This window comes from Devosia sp. Root105, assembly GCF_001424865.1.
Classification (GTDB): Bacteria; Pseudomonadota; Alphaproteobacteria; order Rhizobiales; family Devosiaceae; genus Devosia_A.
This window is the reverse complement of sequence record NZ_LMCR01000001.1, coordinates 856785-873830: the sequence shown is the minus strand read 5'-3', so window position 1 is coordinate 873830 and position 17046 is coordinate 856785. Positions and strand designations below refer to the sequence as shown.

15 protein-coding genes are annotated in these 17046 nt (G+C 66.8%); 8 read left to right on the top strand and 7 right to left on the bottom strand.

Features of this window, described 5'->3' with window-relative positions:
• Positions 1-36 precede the first annotated feature (36 nt).
• The 4 genes from ASC68_RS04155 to ASC68_RS04140 all read left to right on the top strand — a co-directional run bounded on the left by ASC68_RS04155 (position 37) and on the right by ASC68_RS04140 (position 3819).
• Positions 37-960, top strand: a complete 924-nt coding sequence (locus tag ASC68_RS04155; protein WP_055875136.1) for a sulfurtransferase — start codon at positions 37-39, stop codon at positions 958-960.
• Positions 961-1275: 315 nt separating this feature from the next.
• Positions 1276-2487 (top strand): YeeE/YedE family protein, encoded by a 1212-nt coding sequence (locus ASC68_RS04150; RefSeq protein WP_055875133.1) that lies wholly within the window; start codon positions 1276-1278, stop codon positions 2485-2487.
• Positions 2488-2791: 304 nt separating this feature from the next.
• Positions 2792-3400: a hypothetical protein gene (locus tag ASC68_RS04145; protein ID WP_055875129.1), complete on the top strand. Its 609-nt coding sequence runs from the start codon at positions 2792-2794 to the stop codon at positions 3398-3400.
• Entirely contained in the window at positions 3397-3819 is a 423-nt protein-coding gene (locus ASC68_RS04140) for a GNAT family N-acetyltransferase (protein WP_055875127.1), read from the top strand. The genes ASC68_RS04145 and ASC68_RS04140 overlap by 4 nt, the downstream gene beginning before the upstream one ends.
• A 156-nt stretch (positions 3820-3975) precedes the next feature.
• Here the strand turns inward: ASC68_RS04140 and ASC68_RS04135 are convergent, their stop codons facing one another.
• The 7 genes from ASC68_RS04135 to murQ all read right to left on the bottom strand — a co-directional run bounded on the left by ASC68_RS04135 (position 3976) and on the right by murQ (position 12278).
• Positions 3976-5094, bottom strand: a complete 1119-nt coding sequence (locus tag ASC68_RS04135; protein ID WP_055875125.1) for an anhydro-N-acetylmuramic acid kinase — start codon at positions 5092-5094, stop codon at positions 3976-3978.
• A gap of 11 nt (positions 5095-5105) precedes the next feature.
• Complete coding sequence (locus ASC68_RS04130; RefSeq protein WP_055875123.1) at positions 5106-6110, bottom strand: serine hydrolase domain-containing protein; 1005 nt, start codon at positions 6108-6110, stop codon at positions 5106-5108.
• Entirely contained in the window at positions 6107-7834 is a 1728-nt protein-coding gene (locus ASC68_RS04125) for an ABC transporter ATP-binding protein (protein WP_055875120.1), read from the bottom strand. The genes ASC68_RS04130 and ASC68_RS04125 overlap by 4 nt, the downstream gene beginning before the upstream one ends.
• Complete coding sequence (locus ASC68_RS04120) at positions 7831-8670, bottom strand: ABC transporter permease (protein WP_055875117.1); 840 nt, start codon at positions 8668-8670, stop codon at positions 7831-7833. The genes ASC68_RS04125 and ASC68_RS04120 overlap by 4 nt, the downstream gene beginning before the upstream one ends.
• Positions 8670-9629 (bottom strand): ABC transporter permease, encoded by a 960-nt coding sequence (locus tag ASC68_RS04115; protein WP_055875114.1) that lies wholly within the window; start codon positions 9627-9629, stop codon positions 8670-8672. The genes ASC68_RS04120 and ASC68_RS04115 overlap by 1 nt, the downstream gene beginning before the upstream one ends.
• 113 nt (positions 9630-9742) lie before the next feature.
• Positions 9743-11263, bottom strand: coding sequence for an ABC transporter substrate-binding protein (locus ASC68_RS04110; RefSeq protein WP_055875112.1), 1521 nt, complete (start codon positions 11261-11263; stop codon positions 9743-9745).
• 79 nt (positions 11264-11342) lie between these two features.
• Entirely contained in the window at positions 11343-12278 is a 936-nt protein-coding gene (gene murQ / locus ASC68_RS04105; RefSeq protein WP_055875109.1) for an N-acetylmuramic acid 6-phosphate etherase, read from the bottom strand.
• A gap of 158 nt (positions 12279-12436) precedes the next feature.
• Here murQ and ASC68_RS04100 point away from each other — a divergent pair, with 158 nt between their 5' ends.
• The 4 genes from ASC68_RS04100 to ASC68_RS04085 all read left to right on the top strand — a co-directional run bounded on the left by ASC68_RS04100 (position 12437) and on the right by ASC68_RS04085 (position 17045).
• Positions 12437-13297: a MurR/RpiR family transcriptional regulator gene (locus ASC68_RS04100; protein WP_055876001.1), complete on the top strand. Its 861-nt coding sequence runs from the start codon at positions 12437-12439 to the stop codon at positions 13295-13297.
• The gene (gene nagZ / locus ASC68_RS04095) at positions 13294-14322 is read left to right on the top strand and encodes a beta-N-acetylhexosaminidase (protein WP_055875106.1); all 1029 of its coding nucleotides are present in this window, start codon (positions 13294-13296) and stop codon (positions 14320-14322) included. Before ASC68_RS04100 ends, nagZ begins: the two co-directional genes overlap by 4 nt.
• A gap of 75 nt (positions 14323-14397) precedes the next feature.
• Positions 14398-16008, top strand: a complete 1611-nt coding sequence (locus ASC68_RS04090) for an ABC transporter substrate-binding protein (RefSeq protein WP_156387257.1) — start codon at positions 14398-14400, stop codon at positions 16006-16008.
• A 59-nt stretch (positions 16009-16067) separates the two neighbouring features.
• Complete coding sequence (locus ASC68_RS04085) at positions 16068-17045, top strand: ABC transporter permease (RefSeq protein ID WP_055875101.1); 978 nt, start codon at positions 16068-16070, stop codon at positions 17043-17045.
• Position 17046 lies beyond the last annotated feature (1 nt).

Here is a 17046-nt window from a genome sequence, read left to right as displayed (position 1 = left end):
TACCAACAAGTTCAAGCTCAAAGTGAGAATACTTAAATGCGTTTCAACGTCCTCGCTACGGCGCTCGTCCTCGGCCTTGCTGCCGCCGGCAGCGCGCAGGCCGAACGGCTGACCGATCAGCCGCTGGTCGACGCCGCCTGGCTCAACAGCCAGCTCGGCAAGCCCGACCTGGTGATCATCGACATCCGCGACACCCCCAAGGATGGCACTGCCCCCTATGCCGCCGGCCACGTGCCGGGCGCTGTGGAAGCGCAGTACGCCGCCTATGGCTGGCGCGCCAAGATCGACGGCGCTCCGGGCCTGCTCCCCAAGATCGAGGATATTTCGGCCAAGATCGCGGCGCTCGGCGTCAGCGACGACACCCAGGTGGTGATCGTACCGGCCGGCAGCGATGTCGCCGAATTCGGCGGCGCCACCCGCGTCTACTGGACTTTTAAGGTGCTCGGCCACGACAACGTCACCGTGCTCGATGGCGGCTACAAGGCCTGGGCCGATGCCGGCCAGGCGATCTCGACCGACGTCGTCACCCCGGTGGCCGGCAGCTTCACCGCCAAGCCGCGGCCGGAGCTGCGCGCCGAAGTGGCTGAAGTGGAAGAGGCGATCGCCAGCGACACCAACCTGATCGACGCCCGCTCGGTGGCGCAGTTCATCGGCAAGGAAAAGACCAACACCGTGCAGTCGCTCGGCTCCATCCCGACCGCGGTAAACCTCAACTTCGACAAGTTCTGGGACAAGGATGCCGGCAAGTTCGCGTCCAAGGCCTCGATCGATGCGCTGGTGCAGCAGGCCGGCGTCACCGACACCGACGGGCTGATCACCTTCTGCAACACCGGGCACCTCGCCTCGATCGCCTGGTTCGGCCTCTCCGAGGTCGCCGGCCTCAAGGGCGTGCGCCTCTATGACGGCTCGATGTCGCAGTGGACCCTCGACCCGGCCCGCCCCGTGGTGGTGCAGAACTAAGGCGTTCGAACCACCCACGGTGTCACCCGGCCTGCTGCATCTTGTGCGGAGTCGTGCCCACCCACCGGCTGTCATCCCAGCGAAAGCTGGGACCCATCTATCAGCTGGTGCGGGCGGTGAGTTGGGTCCCAGCTTTCGCTGGGATGACACCGAGTCTGGGGTTCTGCCAGAGGCCAAGTTCACCGGTGGTTAGGTCGGAATTCACCAGACCTAACCGCCCCTTCGACCAATCACTTATGGCGCCCGAGATTGCGATCTCGGGCGCTGCGCTTTACCAGAGGTCGTAGACTTTCGACCGTTCAGGATCAGACTTCCGTGACAGACATCAGCGCGTCTCCGGCCCCTTCCTTCAGCTGGCCCAAGCTCGACCGCGGCCCGGTGATCGTGGCGCTCGCCATGTTCGTCATCGGCAGCGTGGTGATCGGGCAGGTGGTCGATCTGCGCCAGACCGTGCTGTTCCTGATCGGCGGATTGCTCGGCGCGACGCTCTATCACGCCTCGTTCGGCTTCACCGGTGGCTGGCGGCGGCTGGTGGTCGAAAAGCGCGGCGCCGCCGTGCGCGCCCAGATGCTGATGGTCGCGATCGCCGCCATCGTCTTCATTCCGCTGCTCGCCTTCGGCACGGCCTTCGGCCGTCCGCTGGCCGGCGCCGTGGCCCCGGTCGGTGTCTCGGTCGTCATTGGTGCTGCCATTTTCGGGCTCGGCATGCAGCTGGGCGGCGGCTGCGGCTCGGGCACGCTGTTCACCGTCGGCGGCGGCAGTGCCCGCATGCTGGTGACGCTCGCTGCCTTCATCTTCGGCGCGCTGCTCGGCACGGCACACCTCCCCTGGTGGCTGGCACAGCCGTCGCTCCCCAGCATCAGCCTCGGTTCGAGCCTTGGCACGCCGCTGGCCGTCATCGTGACACTTGCCGGGCTCGCTGCCGTCGCCGGCATCACTGTGCTGATCGAACGCCGCGCCCATGGCGGGCTCGAACAGGCGTCGAAGCCGAAGACCCGCGGGCTGTCGCGCCTGCTGCAGGGGCCGTGGCCATTGGTCGGCGCCGCGGTGCTCCTGGCGCTGCTCAATATCGCCACGCTGCTGATCGCCGGGCATCCCTGGTCGATCACCTATGGCTTTGGCCTCTGGGGCGCCAAACTCGCCCAGTCGGTCGGCGTGCCGGTCGAAACCTGGGCGTTCTGGACCGCCCCGGCTCAGGCCCAGGCGCTGAGCCGCAGCGTGCTGTTCGACATCACCTCGGTGATGGATTTCGGCATCCTGCTCGGCGCGGCCCTCGCCGCCGGGCTCGCCGGCAAGTTCGCCCCCAAGGCCGACCTGCCGCTCAAGTCGGCGCTCGCCGCGGTGATTGGCGGCCTGCTGATGGGCTATGGCGCGCGGCTGTCGTTCGGCTGCAATATCGGCGCGCTGTTCAGCGGCATCGCCTCGGGGAGCCTGCATGGTTGGGTGTGGTTCGCCGCCGCCTTCGCCGGCAGCTTTGTCGGCATCGCGCTGCGTCCGGTGTTCGGTCTCGACGGGTTCAAGAAATGAGCGGTTCGCGTAACACCCTGCTGTTCGGCGCCGCGCTGCTCGCCGCCACTGCGGCCGTCGCCGCCGACCACATCAGCCGCGGCAGCGGCGCCGCGGCCCCCACGGCGGTCACCGCCGGCGCCGACGCGGCTGCCAACCCCTGTGCTGCCGCATCCCCCTGCGCAGCTGAATCGCCCTGCGCGGCCTCGTCTCCGTGCACCGCAGCTTCGCCTTGTGCGGGGGCCGCCCCCTGCGCTGCAGCCGCTCCATGTGCTGCCGCGGCCCCGTGCGCGGCCGCCGCTCCCTGTGCGGCAGGCAGCCTCTGATGGCCGACGCCGCGGACCGGCTTCGCGCGGCGCAGGAAGCGCTGTTCTGCGAGGAGGTGCTGCGCAAAGGCGGTGATAACGTGCTGCACGCCACCTTGCGCGATGCGCCGGTGATCGCCTGGAGCCACTACCCACCCGGCGACGTCTACGACCCGGCCTCCGGTGGCCAGTGGTACTATCACTGCCACATCCCGGCGGCCGAGGCCGAGCACGGCCACTTTCATTGCTTCGTTCGTCCCGACGGCAAGAATGGTCCGGTGCATCACCTGATCGCCGTTGGCGTCGATGCGCATGGCCAGCTGCAGCGGCTGTTCACCGTCAACCAGTGGGTGGTCGGCGACAGCTGGCTCGATGCCGAACCGAGCATCGCCCTGCTCGATCGCTTCGACATTGAGATGCCGCAGCCCTCCTACCTCACCAACCGCTGGCTGAGCGCCATCCTCCGGCTCTACGCCGACGAGATCGCCACCCTGATCCGGCAGCGCGACGCCACCCTCGCGGCGCGCCAGACGCCAGGTGGCGCACCGATCCGCGACGATCGCACGCTGGAGGTGACCTCAGAACTCCGCGTCGACCTGCCGTCCACGGTTCGAGCCCTGAGCCAATGAGCTACCTTGCGATCAGCGTCACCGAAACGCCGGCCGCCGAGGACCTCGCACTCATCAGCGGCCAGCTCACCGCCTTCAACGAAGCCGATGTCGGCCCGGCGGATCGCCGTCCGCTGGCCGTCGTGGTGCGTGATGACGCCGGCAGCATTGTCGCCGGCATTTCCGGCTACACCGCCTGGGGCTGGCTCTACGTGCAGTGGCTGTGGGTCGCCGAGGATCAGCGCGGCGCCGGCCTCGCCGGCCGCATGCTGGCGGCGGCGGAGGCCGACGCCAAAGCCCGCGGCTGCCACAGCGCCTATATCGACACCTTCAGCCCGGTGGCGCTGAAGACCTATCAGCGGGCGGGGTACGTGCCGTTCGGTGCGCTCGAGGATTTTCCGCCGGGGCGGACGCGGACGTTTCTGCAGAAGCGGCTCTAGACTAGCGCCGGTGCGGGCTGACCCCCACCCTTGATCCCTCCCCGCAAGGGGGAGGGAGACGATGGAGCTTCGATGTCAGTGTCTGGGTCTCCCTCCCCCTTGCGGGGAGGGGACAGGGGTGGGGGTCCACAGCCACCGGCGGCAGCGGCGAGCCGCTCAGGCCGCCAACCGCCCACCCAGCAGCGGATGCGGCGCCCCGGTCGTCGTCGGAAAACTGATCGGCAGGCCGCGCAGCACCCGCACGGCGAGAAACGCAAAACACTCCGCTTCGATCGCATCGCCGCGCCAGCCGACGGTTTCCGCCGGCGCGGCCTCAACGCCGGCCCGCGCTTTCAGCATCTCCATCATCAGCGGGTTATGCCGCCCGCCACCCGAAACGATCAGCTTCGTCGGTCGCGTCGGCAACAGGTCGAGCCCCTTGCCGACGGCGGCGGCCGTGAAGGCGGTGAGTGTCGCCGCGCCGGTGGCCGGGTCGAGCCCGTCGGCCATCGCAGAAGTGAAATCGAAGCGGTCGAGCGATTTGGGCGGCGGCGCGCCGAGATAGGGGTGCTGCAAGAGCTTTGTGAGCCGCGCCTCGTCGACGGTGCCACTCCGCGCCAGCGCCCCGTCGCGATCCATCTCGCCCAGCCCATGCGCCTTCATGAAATCGTTGAGCGGCGCATTGGCCGGGCCGGTATCGAAGGCGACCAGCCGGTCGGCGCCATCCCAATAGGTGACGTTGGCGACGCCGCCGAGGTTGAGCACGGCCGTCTCGCCATGTGTCCCGAGCCCGCGCAGCAGCGCCTGGTGGTAAATCGCGGCGAGCGGCGCGCCCTGCCCGCCGGCCCGCACGTCGGCCGAGCGGAAATCATAGGCGACCTTCACCCCGAGCAGCTGGTGCATCAGTTCGCCATCGCCGAGCTGCCGGGTGGCCCCGATCCGCCCCGGCTGCGGCGCGCGATGCAGCACTGATTGGCCGTGAAAGCCGACGACGCCGATATCGGCCATGCCGAGCCCGGCGCTCTCCACCAGGTTCTTGACCGCCGCCGACTGCGCCCGGGTCAGCATCTCTTCCGCCTTGGCGAAGATGGCGGGATCCGGACCGTCGAAATTCCATTTGCGCGCCTCGGCCAGCGTCGCTTCGAGCGTATCGCGGATAGCCTGCGGATAAGGTGCCAGGGTATAGGCGCCGAAGCGCTCGATGCTCTCGCCGTCGGTTTTGAGGAGCGCCACGTCGATATTGCCGTCGAGCACGGTGCCGGTCATCAGTCCCACGGCCCAGATCGGTGCTGGCATGGTTCTTCCCCTCAGTTCTCGTTGACCAGGTCGCCCACCGCGCGGCGCAGCGCGATGATGCCGCTGTCAAAATGTCGGGTCGGGTGCACGCGGTTGGTGAGCAGCGTCCAGGCCCGTCCCGTGGCGAAATCGATCCACAGGCCCGTGCCGGTGAAACCGGTATGGCCGATGGTCTCAGCCGAACAGTGATCGCCACCCGACCAGCCTTCATAGGGCCGCTCCCAGCCATGGGTGCGGCGCGGCGACAGCGCAGTGCGCATCAGCGCAATGCTGCCGGGCGCGGCGCCGGTGCCGGAGAGGAGGCCCTGCGCGTAGTCGAGCACCGAGCTGGCCGTGCCGAACAGCCCGGCATGCCCGGAGCCCTGCAGCGCGTAGCAGTTCTCGTCATGTACTTCGCCGACGATGACCCGGCCGCGCCAGGCGTCCCGCTCGGTGGCGGCGCTCAGTTGCGGGTCGGCTGACCAGCCGAAGCCAGGACCCGGGTCCTGCTGCCGGATCAGCTTGCCGCTCAGCCGCTCGAGCGCAATGCCGAGGAGGATAAAGTTGATGTCGGAATAGACCGGCGGCCCCGCCTGCCATTCGTTCTGCAGCACCCAGGCGCGCAGCAGGTTCGGGTCGTTCCCATAGGTGTAGATCGGCACCACCCCGGGGAACGGCGTCTGGTGGCCGAGGCACTGCCGGAAGCTGAGCTTCCGCTCCCAGCTGTTGTCCGGGTTGTACTGCCGGAAGTCGGGGATCACCGAAGTCAGCGGCGCATCGAGATCGATCGTGCCCGCCTCGGCCAGCGCCAGGATGCGCGGCGTGGTGAAGATCACCTTGGTGAGCGAGGCGAGATCGAACCAGGTGTTATCAGTCATCCCCCGCTCCGCCGGCACCAGCTGCGCCGAGCCGATCGAGCGGACGGCACGGTTGCCGTCGCGGTCGACGACACCCAGCACCCCGCCGGGGATCCGCTTCGCTGCTACCGCCGCCTGCAGCGGCGCGAAAGCGCGATCGAGAACAGCGGTAAGACTCATGCAGTTTCCTCCACGCGCACGCGATGATCGTCGCCCGCCTCGCGCCACTTTGCTGCCGGCGGTTCGAACCCTGCTGGACGCACCAGCGAGGGCACCTGGGTCACGTCGACGGCAAAATGCTGGCGCCGCCGTTCGATCGCCGGCACTGCCGCGATCAATCGCTTGGTATAGCTGTGCTGCGGTGCGCCGAGCACTGCCGCCGCCTTGCCGATCTCGACGATCTGGCCGGCATACATCACCGCCACCCGGTGCGCGATGCGCTCCACCACCGCCATATCGTGCGAGATGAAGAGGTAAGCGAGGCCGAACTCGCGCTGCAGGTCGATCAGCAGTTCGAGCACCCGCGCCTGCACGCTGACATCGAGCGCCGACACCGCTTCGTCCAGCACCACCACATCGGGGTTGAGCATCAGCGCCCGGGCGATGCAGAGCCGCTGCCGCTGTCCGCCCGAGAACTGGTGCGGGTAGCGGCTGAGCGCGTCCTTGGTCAGCCCGACCCGCTCGAGCAGGAACACCATGCGCTGGCGCAGCTTGGCGTCGACGCGCTGGCCCGCGGCGATCGCCGGTTCGGCCAGCAGGCCCTCGACATTGAGGCGCGGATTGAGCGAGGCGTAGGGGTCCTGGAACACCATCTGCACCGGCCGGCCGCTGCGGCCGGCCTTGGCTTCGATCCGGCCGCGCGTCGCTTTGACGAGGCCAAGAATGGCCCGCGCCGTGGTGGATTTGCCCGAGCCGCTTTCGCCGACAATGGCCAGCGTCTCACCCGGCCTGAGCTCGAAATCGACGCCGTCGACCGCATGCACCGCGCCGGTCTTGCGCCGGAACAGCCCCTTCAGCACCGGAAAGCGCACGGCGAGGTTATCGACCGTGACGATCGGCGCCGCGTGCGAGCCGCCATCGCTGCGCACCGCACTGCCGGAGGTGAAGTGCGGCACCGCTTTCAGCAAGTGCTGGGTGTAGTCGTGCTGCGGGTTATCGAGCACGCTGTCGAGCTTCCCCTGCTCCACCGCCACGCCGTGCTGCATCACCATGATGTCGTCAGCGATGCCGGCGACGAGCCCGATATCGTGGGTAATAAAGATCATCGCCATGCCAAGCTCTTCCCGGAGCTCGGCCAGCAGCGCCATGATCTGCGCCTGCACCGTCACGTCGAGCGCCGTGGTCGGCTCGTCGGCGATCAGCAGCCGCGGGTTGCTGGCCAGCACCATGGCGATCATCACCCGCTGCCGCATGCCGCCCGACAGCTGGTGCGGGTAGTATTTGAGCCGCTGCGCCGCATCGGGGATGCGCACCCGCTCCAGCGCCTCGCGGGCCGCCCGGGTTGCCGCGGCCCCGACCAGGCCACGATTGAGCCGGAAGGCTTCCTCGATCTGCGCCCCCACGGTGTGCACCGGGTTGAGCGAGGTCATCGGCTCCTGAAAGATCATGCCGATCTCGCGGCCGCGGATGCGCTGCAGCGCCGGCTCGTCCGCCGAGGTAATGTCGACAGCCGCGCCGTCGGCGCGCTGCAGCGTGATCTTGCCCTTGGTGATGCGCCCGCCGCCGAAATCGACCAGCCGGTTGACCGACAGCGCCGTCACCGATTTGCCCGAGCCGCTCTCGCCCACAATGGCGAGCGTCTTGCCGGCCTCGAGCCCGAAGCTCACGCCCTTCACTACCTCGTTGTCCCGGGGTTCGCGGCCGAACCCGACATGCAGGTCCCGGACCTCGAGCAATGTGCTCATGCGGCCCTCCCTTGCGTGCGCGGATCGAGGATGTCGCGCAGCGCATCACCGAGCAGGTTAAAGCCGAGGATGGCGAGCATGATGGTGAGGCCGGGGAAAATCATCAGCCAGGGGGCGCGCGTCATCATCGACTTGCTCTCGGCCAGCATCACCCCCAGCGATGGGGCCGGCGGCTGCGTGCCGAGGCCGAGGAAGCTGAGGCCGGATTCGGTCAGCAGCGCCCAGGCCAGTGCCAGGGTGATCTGCACCGTCAGCGGCGCGACGAGGTTGAGCAGCAAATGCCGGGTCAGGATATAGCCCTGCGAACTGCCGAAGGTGCGCGCCGCTTCGACGAACTCGCGTGCCTTGAGCGCCAGCGCCGGCGCCCGCACCACGCGGGCAAAGATCGGCGTGTAGACGATACCGATGGCGACAATGCTGGTCACCATGCCCGCCCCCTCGATCGCCACGATCAGCAGCGCGAGGAGGATCGCCGGAAAGGCCAGCAGCACATCCATGGTCCGCATCAGCACCCCGTCCCACAGGTGTCCCCACCAGGCGGCGAATAGCCCGATCACCGCCCCGGCACTCGCCGCGACGGCGACCGAGGCGAAGGCGACGATGAACGACTCGCTGATCCCCAGCATCAGCCGGCTGAAATTGTCGCGACCAAGCAGGTCCGTGCCGAACCAGTAGGTAGCGCTCGGCGGCTTCAGCCGATCGACGACGAACTGCTTCAGCGGATCGTGCGGCGTCAGGCCCACCACGCCGAGCCCGGCGAGTACGAGGAAGATGAAAATGATCGCCGCACCAATGCGGCCGCTGGGGTGTCGCCACACCGCCTTGAGCAAGCCCATCACTTGCCCCCGAGCCGGATGCGCGGATCGAGCGCCGCATAGGCGAGATCGACCAGGAGGTTCACGACGAGGAAGTTGAGCGCGATGAACAGCACGGCGCCCTGCACCAGCGGATAGTCACGCTGGCTGATTGCGTCGAGCGTCAGCCGGCCGAGCCCCGGCAGGGCGAAGATCTGCTCGACGATCACTGCGCCACCGAGGAGGTAGCCGAACTCGACGCCCGACAGCGTCACCACCGGGATCAGTGCATTGGGCAGCGCATGCTTCCAGACCACGTCACGCTGCGAGGCGCCCTTGCTGCGCGCTGTGCGCACATAATCGTCGCTCAGCACATCGAGCATGGCCGAGCGCGAAATGCGGGTCACCGCGGCTGCGAAGCTGAGGCCCAGCGTGATCGACGGCAGGATCATCTGGCTGAGATTGCCGATCGGGTCGACGAATAACGGGGTGAACGAGCCCATCGCCGGCAGCATGCGGAAGGTCACCGAGAGGAAGTAGATCAGCACCAGCCCGACGACGAAGCTCGGCGTCGATTGCCCGAGCATGGCGAAGAGCCGCACCACCAGGTCGGAGGGCCGATCGACGCGGGTCGCGGCGAACACCCCGGCCGGAATGCCGACAGCCAGCGAGATCAGCATCGAGAGAAGCGACAATTCGAGGGTGAGCGGGAAGCGGGCGAGGATCACCTCGAGCACCGGCTTGCCATAGGTGACGGAGATGCCGAGATTGCCCTCGAACAGCCCGGCGAGCCAGCGGCCATATTGCACGACGATCGGCTGATCGAGGCCGAAATAGGCGGCCAGCGAGGCGCGCTGCGCCTCGGTCAGCAACCCCGCCTCGGTCCCCAGCATGGCGATGATCGCGTCGCCGGGCACCAGCCGGATGGCAAAGAACACCAGCAGCGATACGCCCAGCAACACCAGCGGGAACGTCAGCAGCCGTTGCGTGAGATAGTTCATGTCGGCCGCACCCGCCTGTTGGTGAGGCGGGCCCTGGGGCCCGCCTCCTAGGAGCGCTTTCAGGAAAAGTTGCAGAGTTTTCCGGTTCGAAAGCGCGACAGAAATCTATGCGCTTACTGACCCACGGTCACCTTGCTCAGCGCGAACAGCAGGTTGCTCGGGTTGATCTCGTAGCCCTTCACGCTGTCGAGGTTGGCCGTGTAGGTCACCGTGCTGGAGATCCACACCCAGGGAGCCTGCTCGGCGAGGCGCGCCTCGAACTGCTGGAAGATCGGCTTGCGCTTCGCCACGTCGGTTTCGACCCGGCCTTCCTGCAGCAGCTTGTCGAGCTCGGGATCGGAGAAGTTCGACACCTTCACCAGGTTGCCGTCCTTGGTGAAGTAGCGGTTGTACATCGGGTACGGATCCGGCCGGCCGCCGTTCTGCGCCACCGCCATGTCGAAATCGCCCTTCAGCCAGGTGTCGACATAGACCTTCAAATCCATGGTCTTGATGTTGAGCTTGACGCCGATCGCGGCGAGTTGGCTCTGCAGCACCTGCGCCTCGTTGGCGGCATAGGGCGGCTCGCCGGTCGCGGCGATCACATCGACCGAGAAGCCGGCTTCCTGGCCCGCTTCCTTCATCAGCGCCTTGGCCTTGTCGACGTCCTGCGTATAGCAGAACAGCGTCGAGGGGTCGGAGGCGTAGGCTGCCATGGTCAGGGGACCGGTGACCTTGCCCTCGCCGATCAGCGCGGTATCGATGATCTCCTGCCGGTTGACGGCGCACGAGATCGCCTGCCGCACCTTGAGGTTGTCCATCGGCGGCCGCGACGGGTTCATCTGCAGCACGTTATAGGCGAGGCCCGGGATGCGGTTGAGGGTCATGCCCTGCTCGCCCGGAATGAGCGTCGCGATGGTCGGGTCGTTGAACAGCGCGAAATCGATCTGGTTGGCGCGCATCGAGTCGATGATGGCGCTCTCGCTCGGCAGCACCGAGATAGTGATGCCGTCGACGCCGACCTTGCCGCCGGCCCAGTTCGGGTTGGGGCTGAGCACTTCCTTGACGTTCGGATCCCACTGGTCGAGCTTGAACGGGCCCGAGCCGATGGCGGTGGTGCCGATGCTGCCATCGGTCACCGCGCTCGCCGGAACGATCGAGGCATTGGTGCCCGACATGGCGACGAGGATCGGCGCGTCGGGCTGGCTCAGGTGGAACACCACCGTCTGCGGGTCGGGCGTGTCGATCGAGGCGATCGAGGTGAAGTTGGCCCGCGCCGCGGCGGCGGTCGCTTCGTCGAGCAGGCGCTCGAACGAGGCCTTGACGTCGGCCGAGGTCACCGTGTCGCCGGTCGAGAATTTGGCGTTCGGGTCGAGCTTGAAGGTGAGGGTCAGCCCGTCGGCCGAGAATTCCCAGCTCGTGGCGATGGCGGGCGACACATTGTAGTTCGCGTCGAGCCGCACCAGCGGCTCGTAGATCAATTCGAGCAGGCGCAGCGACGAGAACGCCGTCTGCTTGTGCGGGTCGAGCCCGGTCGCATCCTGCGACCACGCCATGCGGAGGCTTGCGGCCTGAACCGGCAGGGCGAAGGCGGTGGTCAGCGTTGCCGCGACGGCAAGGCCGGCGAGCAATCGTTTGGTCGTGGTCAAATGCATGGTGTTTCCCTCTCTGTTTTCAGTCTCGGCTGATAACGGCAGCGCCGCTTCGGCCAGTCGCTAGATCGTCGTCTACTGCTCACGCACCGGCTTCGAGCGCGCGTCTCAGGAACCCGCCGGCGCCCGCCATGGCGGTGCGCGCCTCGGCCACATCGAGGCCGGTGAGGATGGTCAGGATCGCCAGCTTCACGTCGTTGCCGGTGCGCTCCAGCGTCGCTTCGGCGACCTGCTCGGGGCAGTCGGTCGCCTGCATGACGATGCGCACCGCGCGCGCCAAGAGCTTCTCGTTGCTGGTCCGCACGTCGACCATCAGGTTCTGGTAGGTCTTGCCGATGCGGATCATGCTCGCGGTGGAGAGCATGTTGAGCACCAGCTTTTGCGCCGTGCCCGACTTGAGCCGGGTCGAGCCGGTGACCACCTCGGCGCCGACCAACGGCGCAATCGAGATGTCGGCGAGGCCGGCAATGGCGGAGTCCGGGTTGCAGGTAAGCCCCACCGTTACCGCGCCGAGCGACTTGGCGTAGTTCAGTGCGCCGATCACATACGGGGTGCGGCCGCTGACCGCGATCCCTACCACCACGTCGCGATTGGTGAGGTCGATGGCCCTGAGGTCCGCCGCGCCGCCTGTGGTGCTGTCCTCGGCGCCCTCGACGGCGCTGACCAGCGCCCCGAGGCCGCCGGCGATCACCCCCACGACCATCGTCGGTGGCACGCCGAAGGTCGGTGGACATTCCGAGGCATCGAGCACCCCCAGCCGTCCGCTGGTGCCGGCGCCGATATAGATCAGCCGCCCGCCCTTGCCGAACGCCTCGACGATCTTGTCGACCGCCAGCGCCACCTGCGGCAGGGTCTTGCCAACCGCCTCGGGCACCAGCCGGTCCTCGGCATTGATGGTCTTGACGATCTCCGGCGTTGCCATCAGGTCGATGCCCATGGTGCGCGGATTGCGCTCCTCCGAGACGAGCTGTTCGAGCTCGCTCAGCAAGGCCCGGCGATCGCTGACGACGGCGGTCATGGGCGGCTATCCGGGCGAATATCGCTTGGGGATTCGGTGCGTGACATCGGGACTCCTGAGCGTCGGTGGAAGGTAGAAACTCCGCGCTTTCGCTGTCAATTGTTTTCATTGCGGACGCACGGATTGCACTTTTGTTTCGCGTGGGTATGAATGGCGCGATGGGGATTCAGTCGAACATCGAGGCGTCCGCCGCGAGCTTCACGCCGACCATGCGGCGGCTCGCCAAGGCCATTCGCGACAACCCGACGATCGTCCTCGAAAAGACCATCTCGCAGATCGCCGAGGCCTGCGGCACCTCGGTCGCCTCGGTGGTGCGCTTCTGCCGCGCCGTCGGGGTCAGCGGCTATGCCGAGCTCCGCATGTCGCTCGCCACCGAGCTCGGCAAGGAGGCGGCGCAGTTCGGCTCCGGCCTGACGCTGGGCGCCGAAATCGCCCGCACCGATACGCTCGAGGAAATGGCCGCCAAGGTCGCCTCGCTCGAAATGCTGGCCATCGAGGAGACGGTGTCGAGCCTCGATTTCAGAACGCTGGAGCGGGTGGTCACCGCCCTCGACGAGGCCGAACGCATCCTGTTGTTCGGCATCGGCGCCAGCCATTTCGTCGCGCAGGACTTGCACCACAAGCTGTTCCGCGTCGGCCGCAACGTCTTCCTGATGGCCGATGCGCACGAGGCCTGGACCGCGGCGTTGCTGTCGCCGGCCCGCACCGTCGCCATCGGCTTTTCGCATTCCGGCACCACTGCCGACACGGTGCAGTTCCTGAAGCTCGCCAAGGACAACGGCGCCCTGACCGTCGCCGTCACCGGCTCGCCGGAATCGCCGCTGGCGCGCGCCGCCGAGGAACGCCTCTTCACCCACGCTCGTGAAAGCACGCTGCGCGCCGGCGCCATGGTCAGCCGCATCGCGCAACTGGCGCTGGTCGATTGCCTGTTCATGGGGGTGGCCCGGCTGCGCTACGAGCAGACCATCGACGCGCTGAAGCGCACCCGCGACATCACCCATCCCGAGCAGGCCGTATGACCACCAACTCCGAACCTTTGGCCCTGTTCGTCGGTGTCTCCGGCTACGAGCTCACCGCCGACGAGACCGCGTTTCTCCGAGAAGCGAACCCCTACGGGCTGTTCCTGTTCCGCCGCAACCTCGACCATCGGGAGCAGGCCAGGCGCTTGTGCGCTCAGTTCCGCGAGGTCGTCGGCCGCCCCGACGCGCCCATCTTCATCGACCAGGAAGGCGGCCGCGTGCAGCGGCTCGACAACGGTAACTGGCCGAGCTTCCGCGGCCTCGGCGCCTTCGGCGCGCTCGCCAGAAAAGATCTCGCCCTGGCCAAACGCGCTTTGCGCCTCTCAACCCAGGCCATGGGCGCCATCATGACCGACCTCACCATCGACAGCGGCACCACGCCGGTGATCGATCTCGCCCGCCCCGGCACCCACGACGTGATCGGCCAGCGCGCCCTCGGTGACGATCCGGAGCTGGTGGTGACCCTCGCCCGCGAAGTGATCGACGGCATGCTCGAGGTCGGCGCGCTGCCGATCATGAAGCACATTCCGGGCTATGGCCGGGTGACGGTCGATCCGCACTTCGATTGCCCGGTGGTCGATGCGGCGCTCGACGACCTGCGCGCCACCGACTTCCAGCCCTTCATCAAGCTCCGCGACACCCCCTGGGCCATGGTCGCCCACTTGATCTTCACCCGGATCGACCCGGAGCGCGCGGCCTCGGTTTCGCCCGCACTCTACGACCTGATCCGCAACGACATCGGCTATAACGGCGTGCTGATCACCGATTGCCTCAGCATGGAGGCGCTGAAGGGCACGCCGCGAGAGCGCGTCGCCGCCGCCCTCGCTGCCGGATGCGACATTGCGCTGCTGACCCAGGGGGGTCTCGAGGCCAGCATTTCGGCCGCCGAAGGCGCACGCCCGCTAGCTGGGCAAACGATCGAACGAATCACGCGCGCAACGCGCAAACGCGGTAACCTTCGCGTCGATGCCACAGCGCTGCACGCTGAAGTCGAAGGGATTTTTCGGGAGAACGGCCTCGCCTGAGGCGGCGCCACGATAAAGAGGAGACTGGAAGTGTTAAAGAGCAAGCTGATTGCGGCCACCGCCCTGGCGCTCGCGATGACCGCACCTGTGAGTGCGCAGGTCGTCCTGACCGTCAGCTCCGAGCAGACCACGACCTATGTGCGCAACTTCAACCCGTTCAACCAGACGTCGGCGCGCGCCACCACCAAGGATTTCATCTACGAGCCGCTGGCGATCTTCAATCGCCTCGCCGGCGCCAAGTGGGAATACCGGCTGGCCGAGAGTTTCGAGCTGGCCGACGACCTCAAGTCGATCACCTTCGTGCTGCGCGACGGGCTGAAATGGTCGGATGGCCAGCCGCTCACCGCCGATGACGTGGTCTTTACCTACGCCAACCTGACGAAGTTCCCGGCGCTCGATTTCAACTCCGTCTCCAAGCTGATGGCGTCGGTCGAAAAGCTCGACGCGCGCACCGTGCGCTTCAACCTCGCCCAGCCCAACTCGCTGGTCGCCACCACTATCGTCGCCATGCCGATCGTTCCCCAGCACATCTGGAAGGACGTCGCCGATCCGGTGACCTTCACCAACGAGAACCCGGTCGGCTCCGGCCCCCTCACCGAGATCACCCGCTTCACCCCGCAGGTCTATGAGCAGTGCCGCAACCCCAATTACTGGGATGCCGCGAGCCTGCACGTCGATTGCATCCGCATGCCGCAGCTCGCCGACAACCCGCAGGTGCTGGCGGCTTTGGCCGATGGCACGCTCGACTGGGCGACGAGCTTCATCCCCGATATCGACAACACCTTCGTCGCCAAGGACCCCGAGCATAACCACTACTGGTTCCTGCCCTCGAGCCTCGTCGCCTTCACGCTGAACCTCGAAAGCCCCGACGCCAACAACAAGAAGGCGTTCAACGACGTCAACTTCCGCCGCGCCGTTTCGATGCTGATCGATCGCCAGTCGATCATCGATATCGCCGGCTACGGCTATCCGGTGATCAACGAAGACCCGGCCATGCTCGGCTCGTTCTACAAGGCCTTCGGCAACCCCGAGGTGGTCACCCAGTTCGGCCAGTACGGCAAGTTCGACCTCGAGGCCGGGAAGGCTTTGCTCGAGCAATCCGGCTATGTCGATAAGGACGGTGACGGCTTCCGCGACAACCCGGACGGCACCCCGATCGCCATCGACATCGAGATCCCCAACGGCTGGACCGACTGGATCGATGCCGTGCAGATCGCCATCGAGACGCTGAAGCAGGGCGGGCTCAACGTGAAGATGTCGACCCCCGAGGAATCGGTCTGGGCTTCGGACCTGATCGACGCCAAGTACTCGATGTCGCTCAACGCCATCGCTTCGGCGGCCAACCCCTACTTCCCCTATATCCGCTCGTTCAACCCGGCCGATTTCGGCAAGAGCCGCACCTCGGCGCAGCGCTGGACCGACCCGGAAGTGGTCGAAATGCTGAACAAGTACACCCAGGTGAAGGACCCGGCCGAACAGAAGTCGATCATGGATGCCATCCAGCTCAAGGTGGCCGCAGCCATGCCGGTGATCCCGGTCTACAACAGCCCGTCCTTCTACCAGTACAGCACCAAGCGCTTTACCGGCTGGGCCAACGCGGAGAACCAGATCACTTCGCCGGTGGTCTCCAACGCCAACCCGGGCCGCCTGATCCAGCTCCTGGCGCTGCGTCCGGTCGCGCAATAATCCGCCACCAGCGAGGGCGCTTCAGGCGCCCTCGCTCCCCCACCTAGCGAAGAGATCCAATGGCCTTTCTGCTCCGCCGGCTGGTGTTCTACCTAGCGGCCTTCATCGCTGCGGCAACCATCAACTTCTTCCTGCCGCGCCTGATGCCGGGCGATCCGATCCAGAAGATGTTCGCCGGCGCCGGATCCGACCTGTCGCTGGAAAACCTCAACGCGCTGAAGCTCACCTTCGGCTTCATCGACGCGCCGATCGGCGAGCAGTATCTCGCTTATTTGAAGAGCGTTTTCACCGGCGATCTCGGCCGCTCCATCCGCTTCTTTCCGCTGCCGGTCACCGAGCTGCTCGGCCGCGCCCTGATCTGGACCGTCGGCCTTGTCGGCACCGCCACCATTATCGGCTTCACCATCGGCACGCTGCTCGGCGTCATGGCCGCCTGGCGCCGCGGCACCCGCTTCGACACCATCATCTCGCTGCTCTCGATCTTTTCGAGTTCGGTGCCGGCAGTGGTGGTCTCGCTGATCACCCTGTTCGCCTTCGGCTATACGCTCGGCTGGTTCCCCAACGGCTATGCCGCCGACCCGATGCTCGATCCATCCTGGGGGTGGGACTATGTCGGGAGCGTCCTCTACCACGGCACCCTGCCGATGCTGACCATGGTGATCGTGTTGACCGGCGGCTTCGCCGTGACCATGCGCAACAACATGATCAACCTGCTCGGCGAGGATTACATCGTCATGGGCCGCGCTAAGGGACTGTCCGACCGCGGCGTCATGCTCTGGTACGCGGCGCGCAACGCGCTGCTCCCCACTGTCTCGGCCCTCGCCATCTCCTTGGGCGCCGTACTCGGCGGCTCGCTGGTGACCGAGGTGGTGTTCAACTATCCCGGCATGGGCAACACGCTCTACCAGGCCATCCTCGCCCGCGATTACCCGGTGATCCAGGGCGCCCTGCTGATCATGACCGCGGCAATGCTGACCGCCAATTTTGTCGTCGATCTCAGCTACGTGCTGCTCGACCCACGCCTGAAGCGGGCCTGAC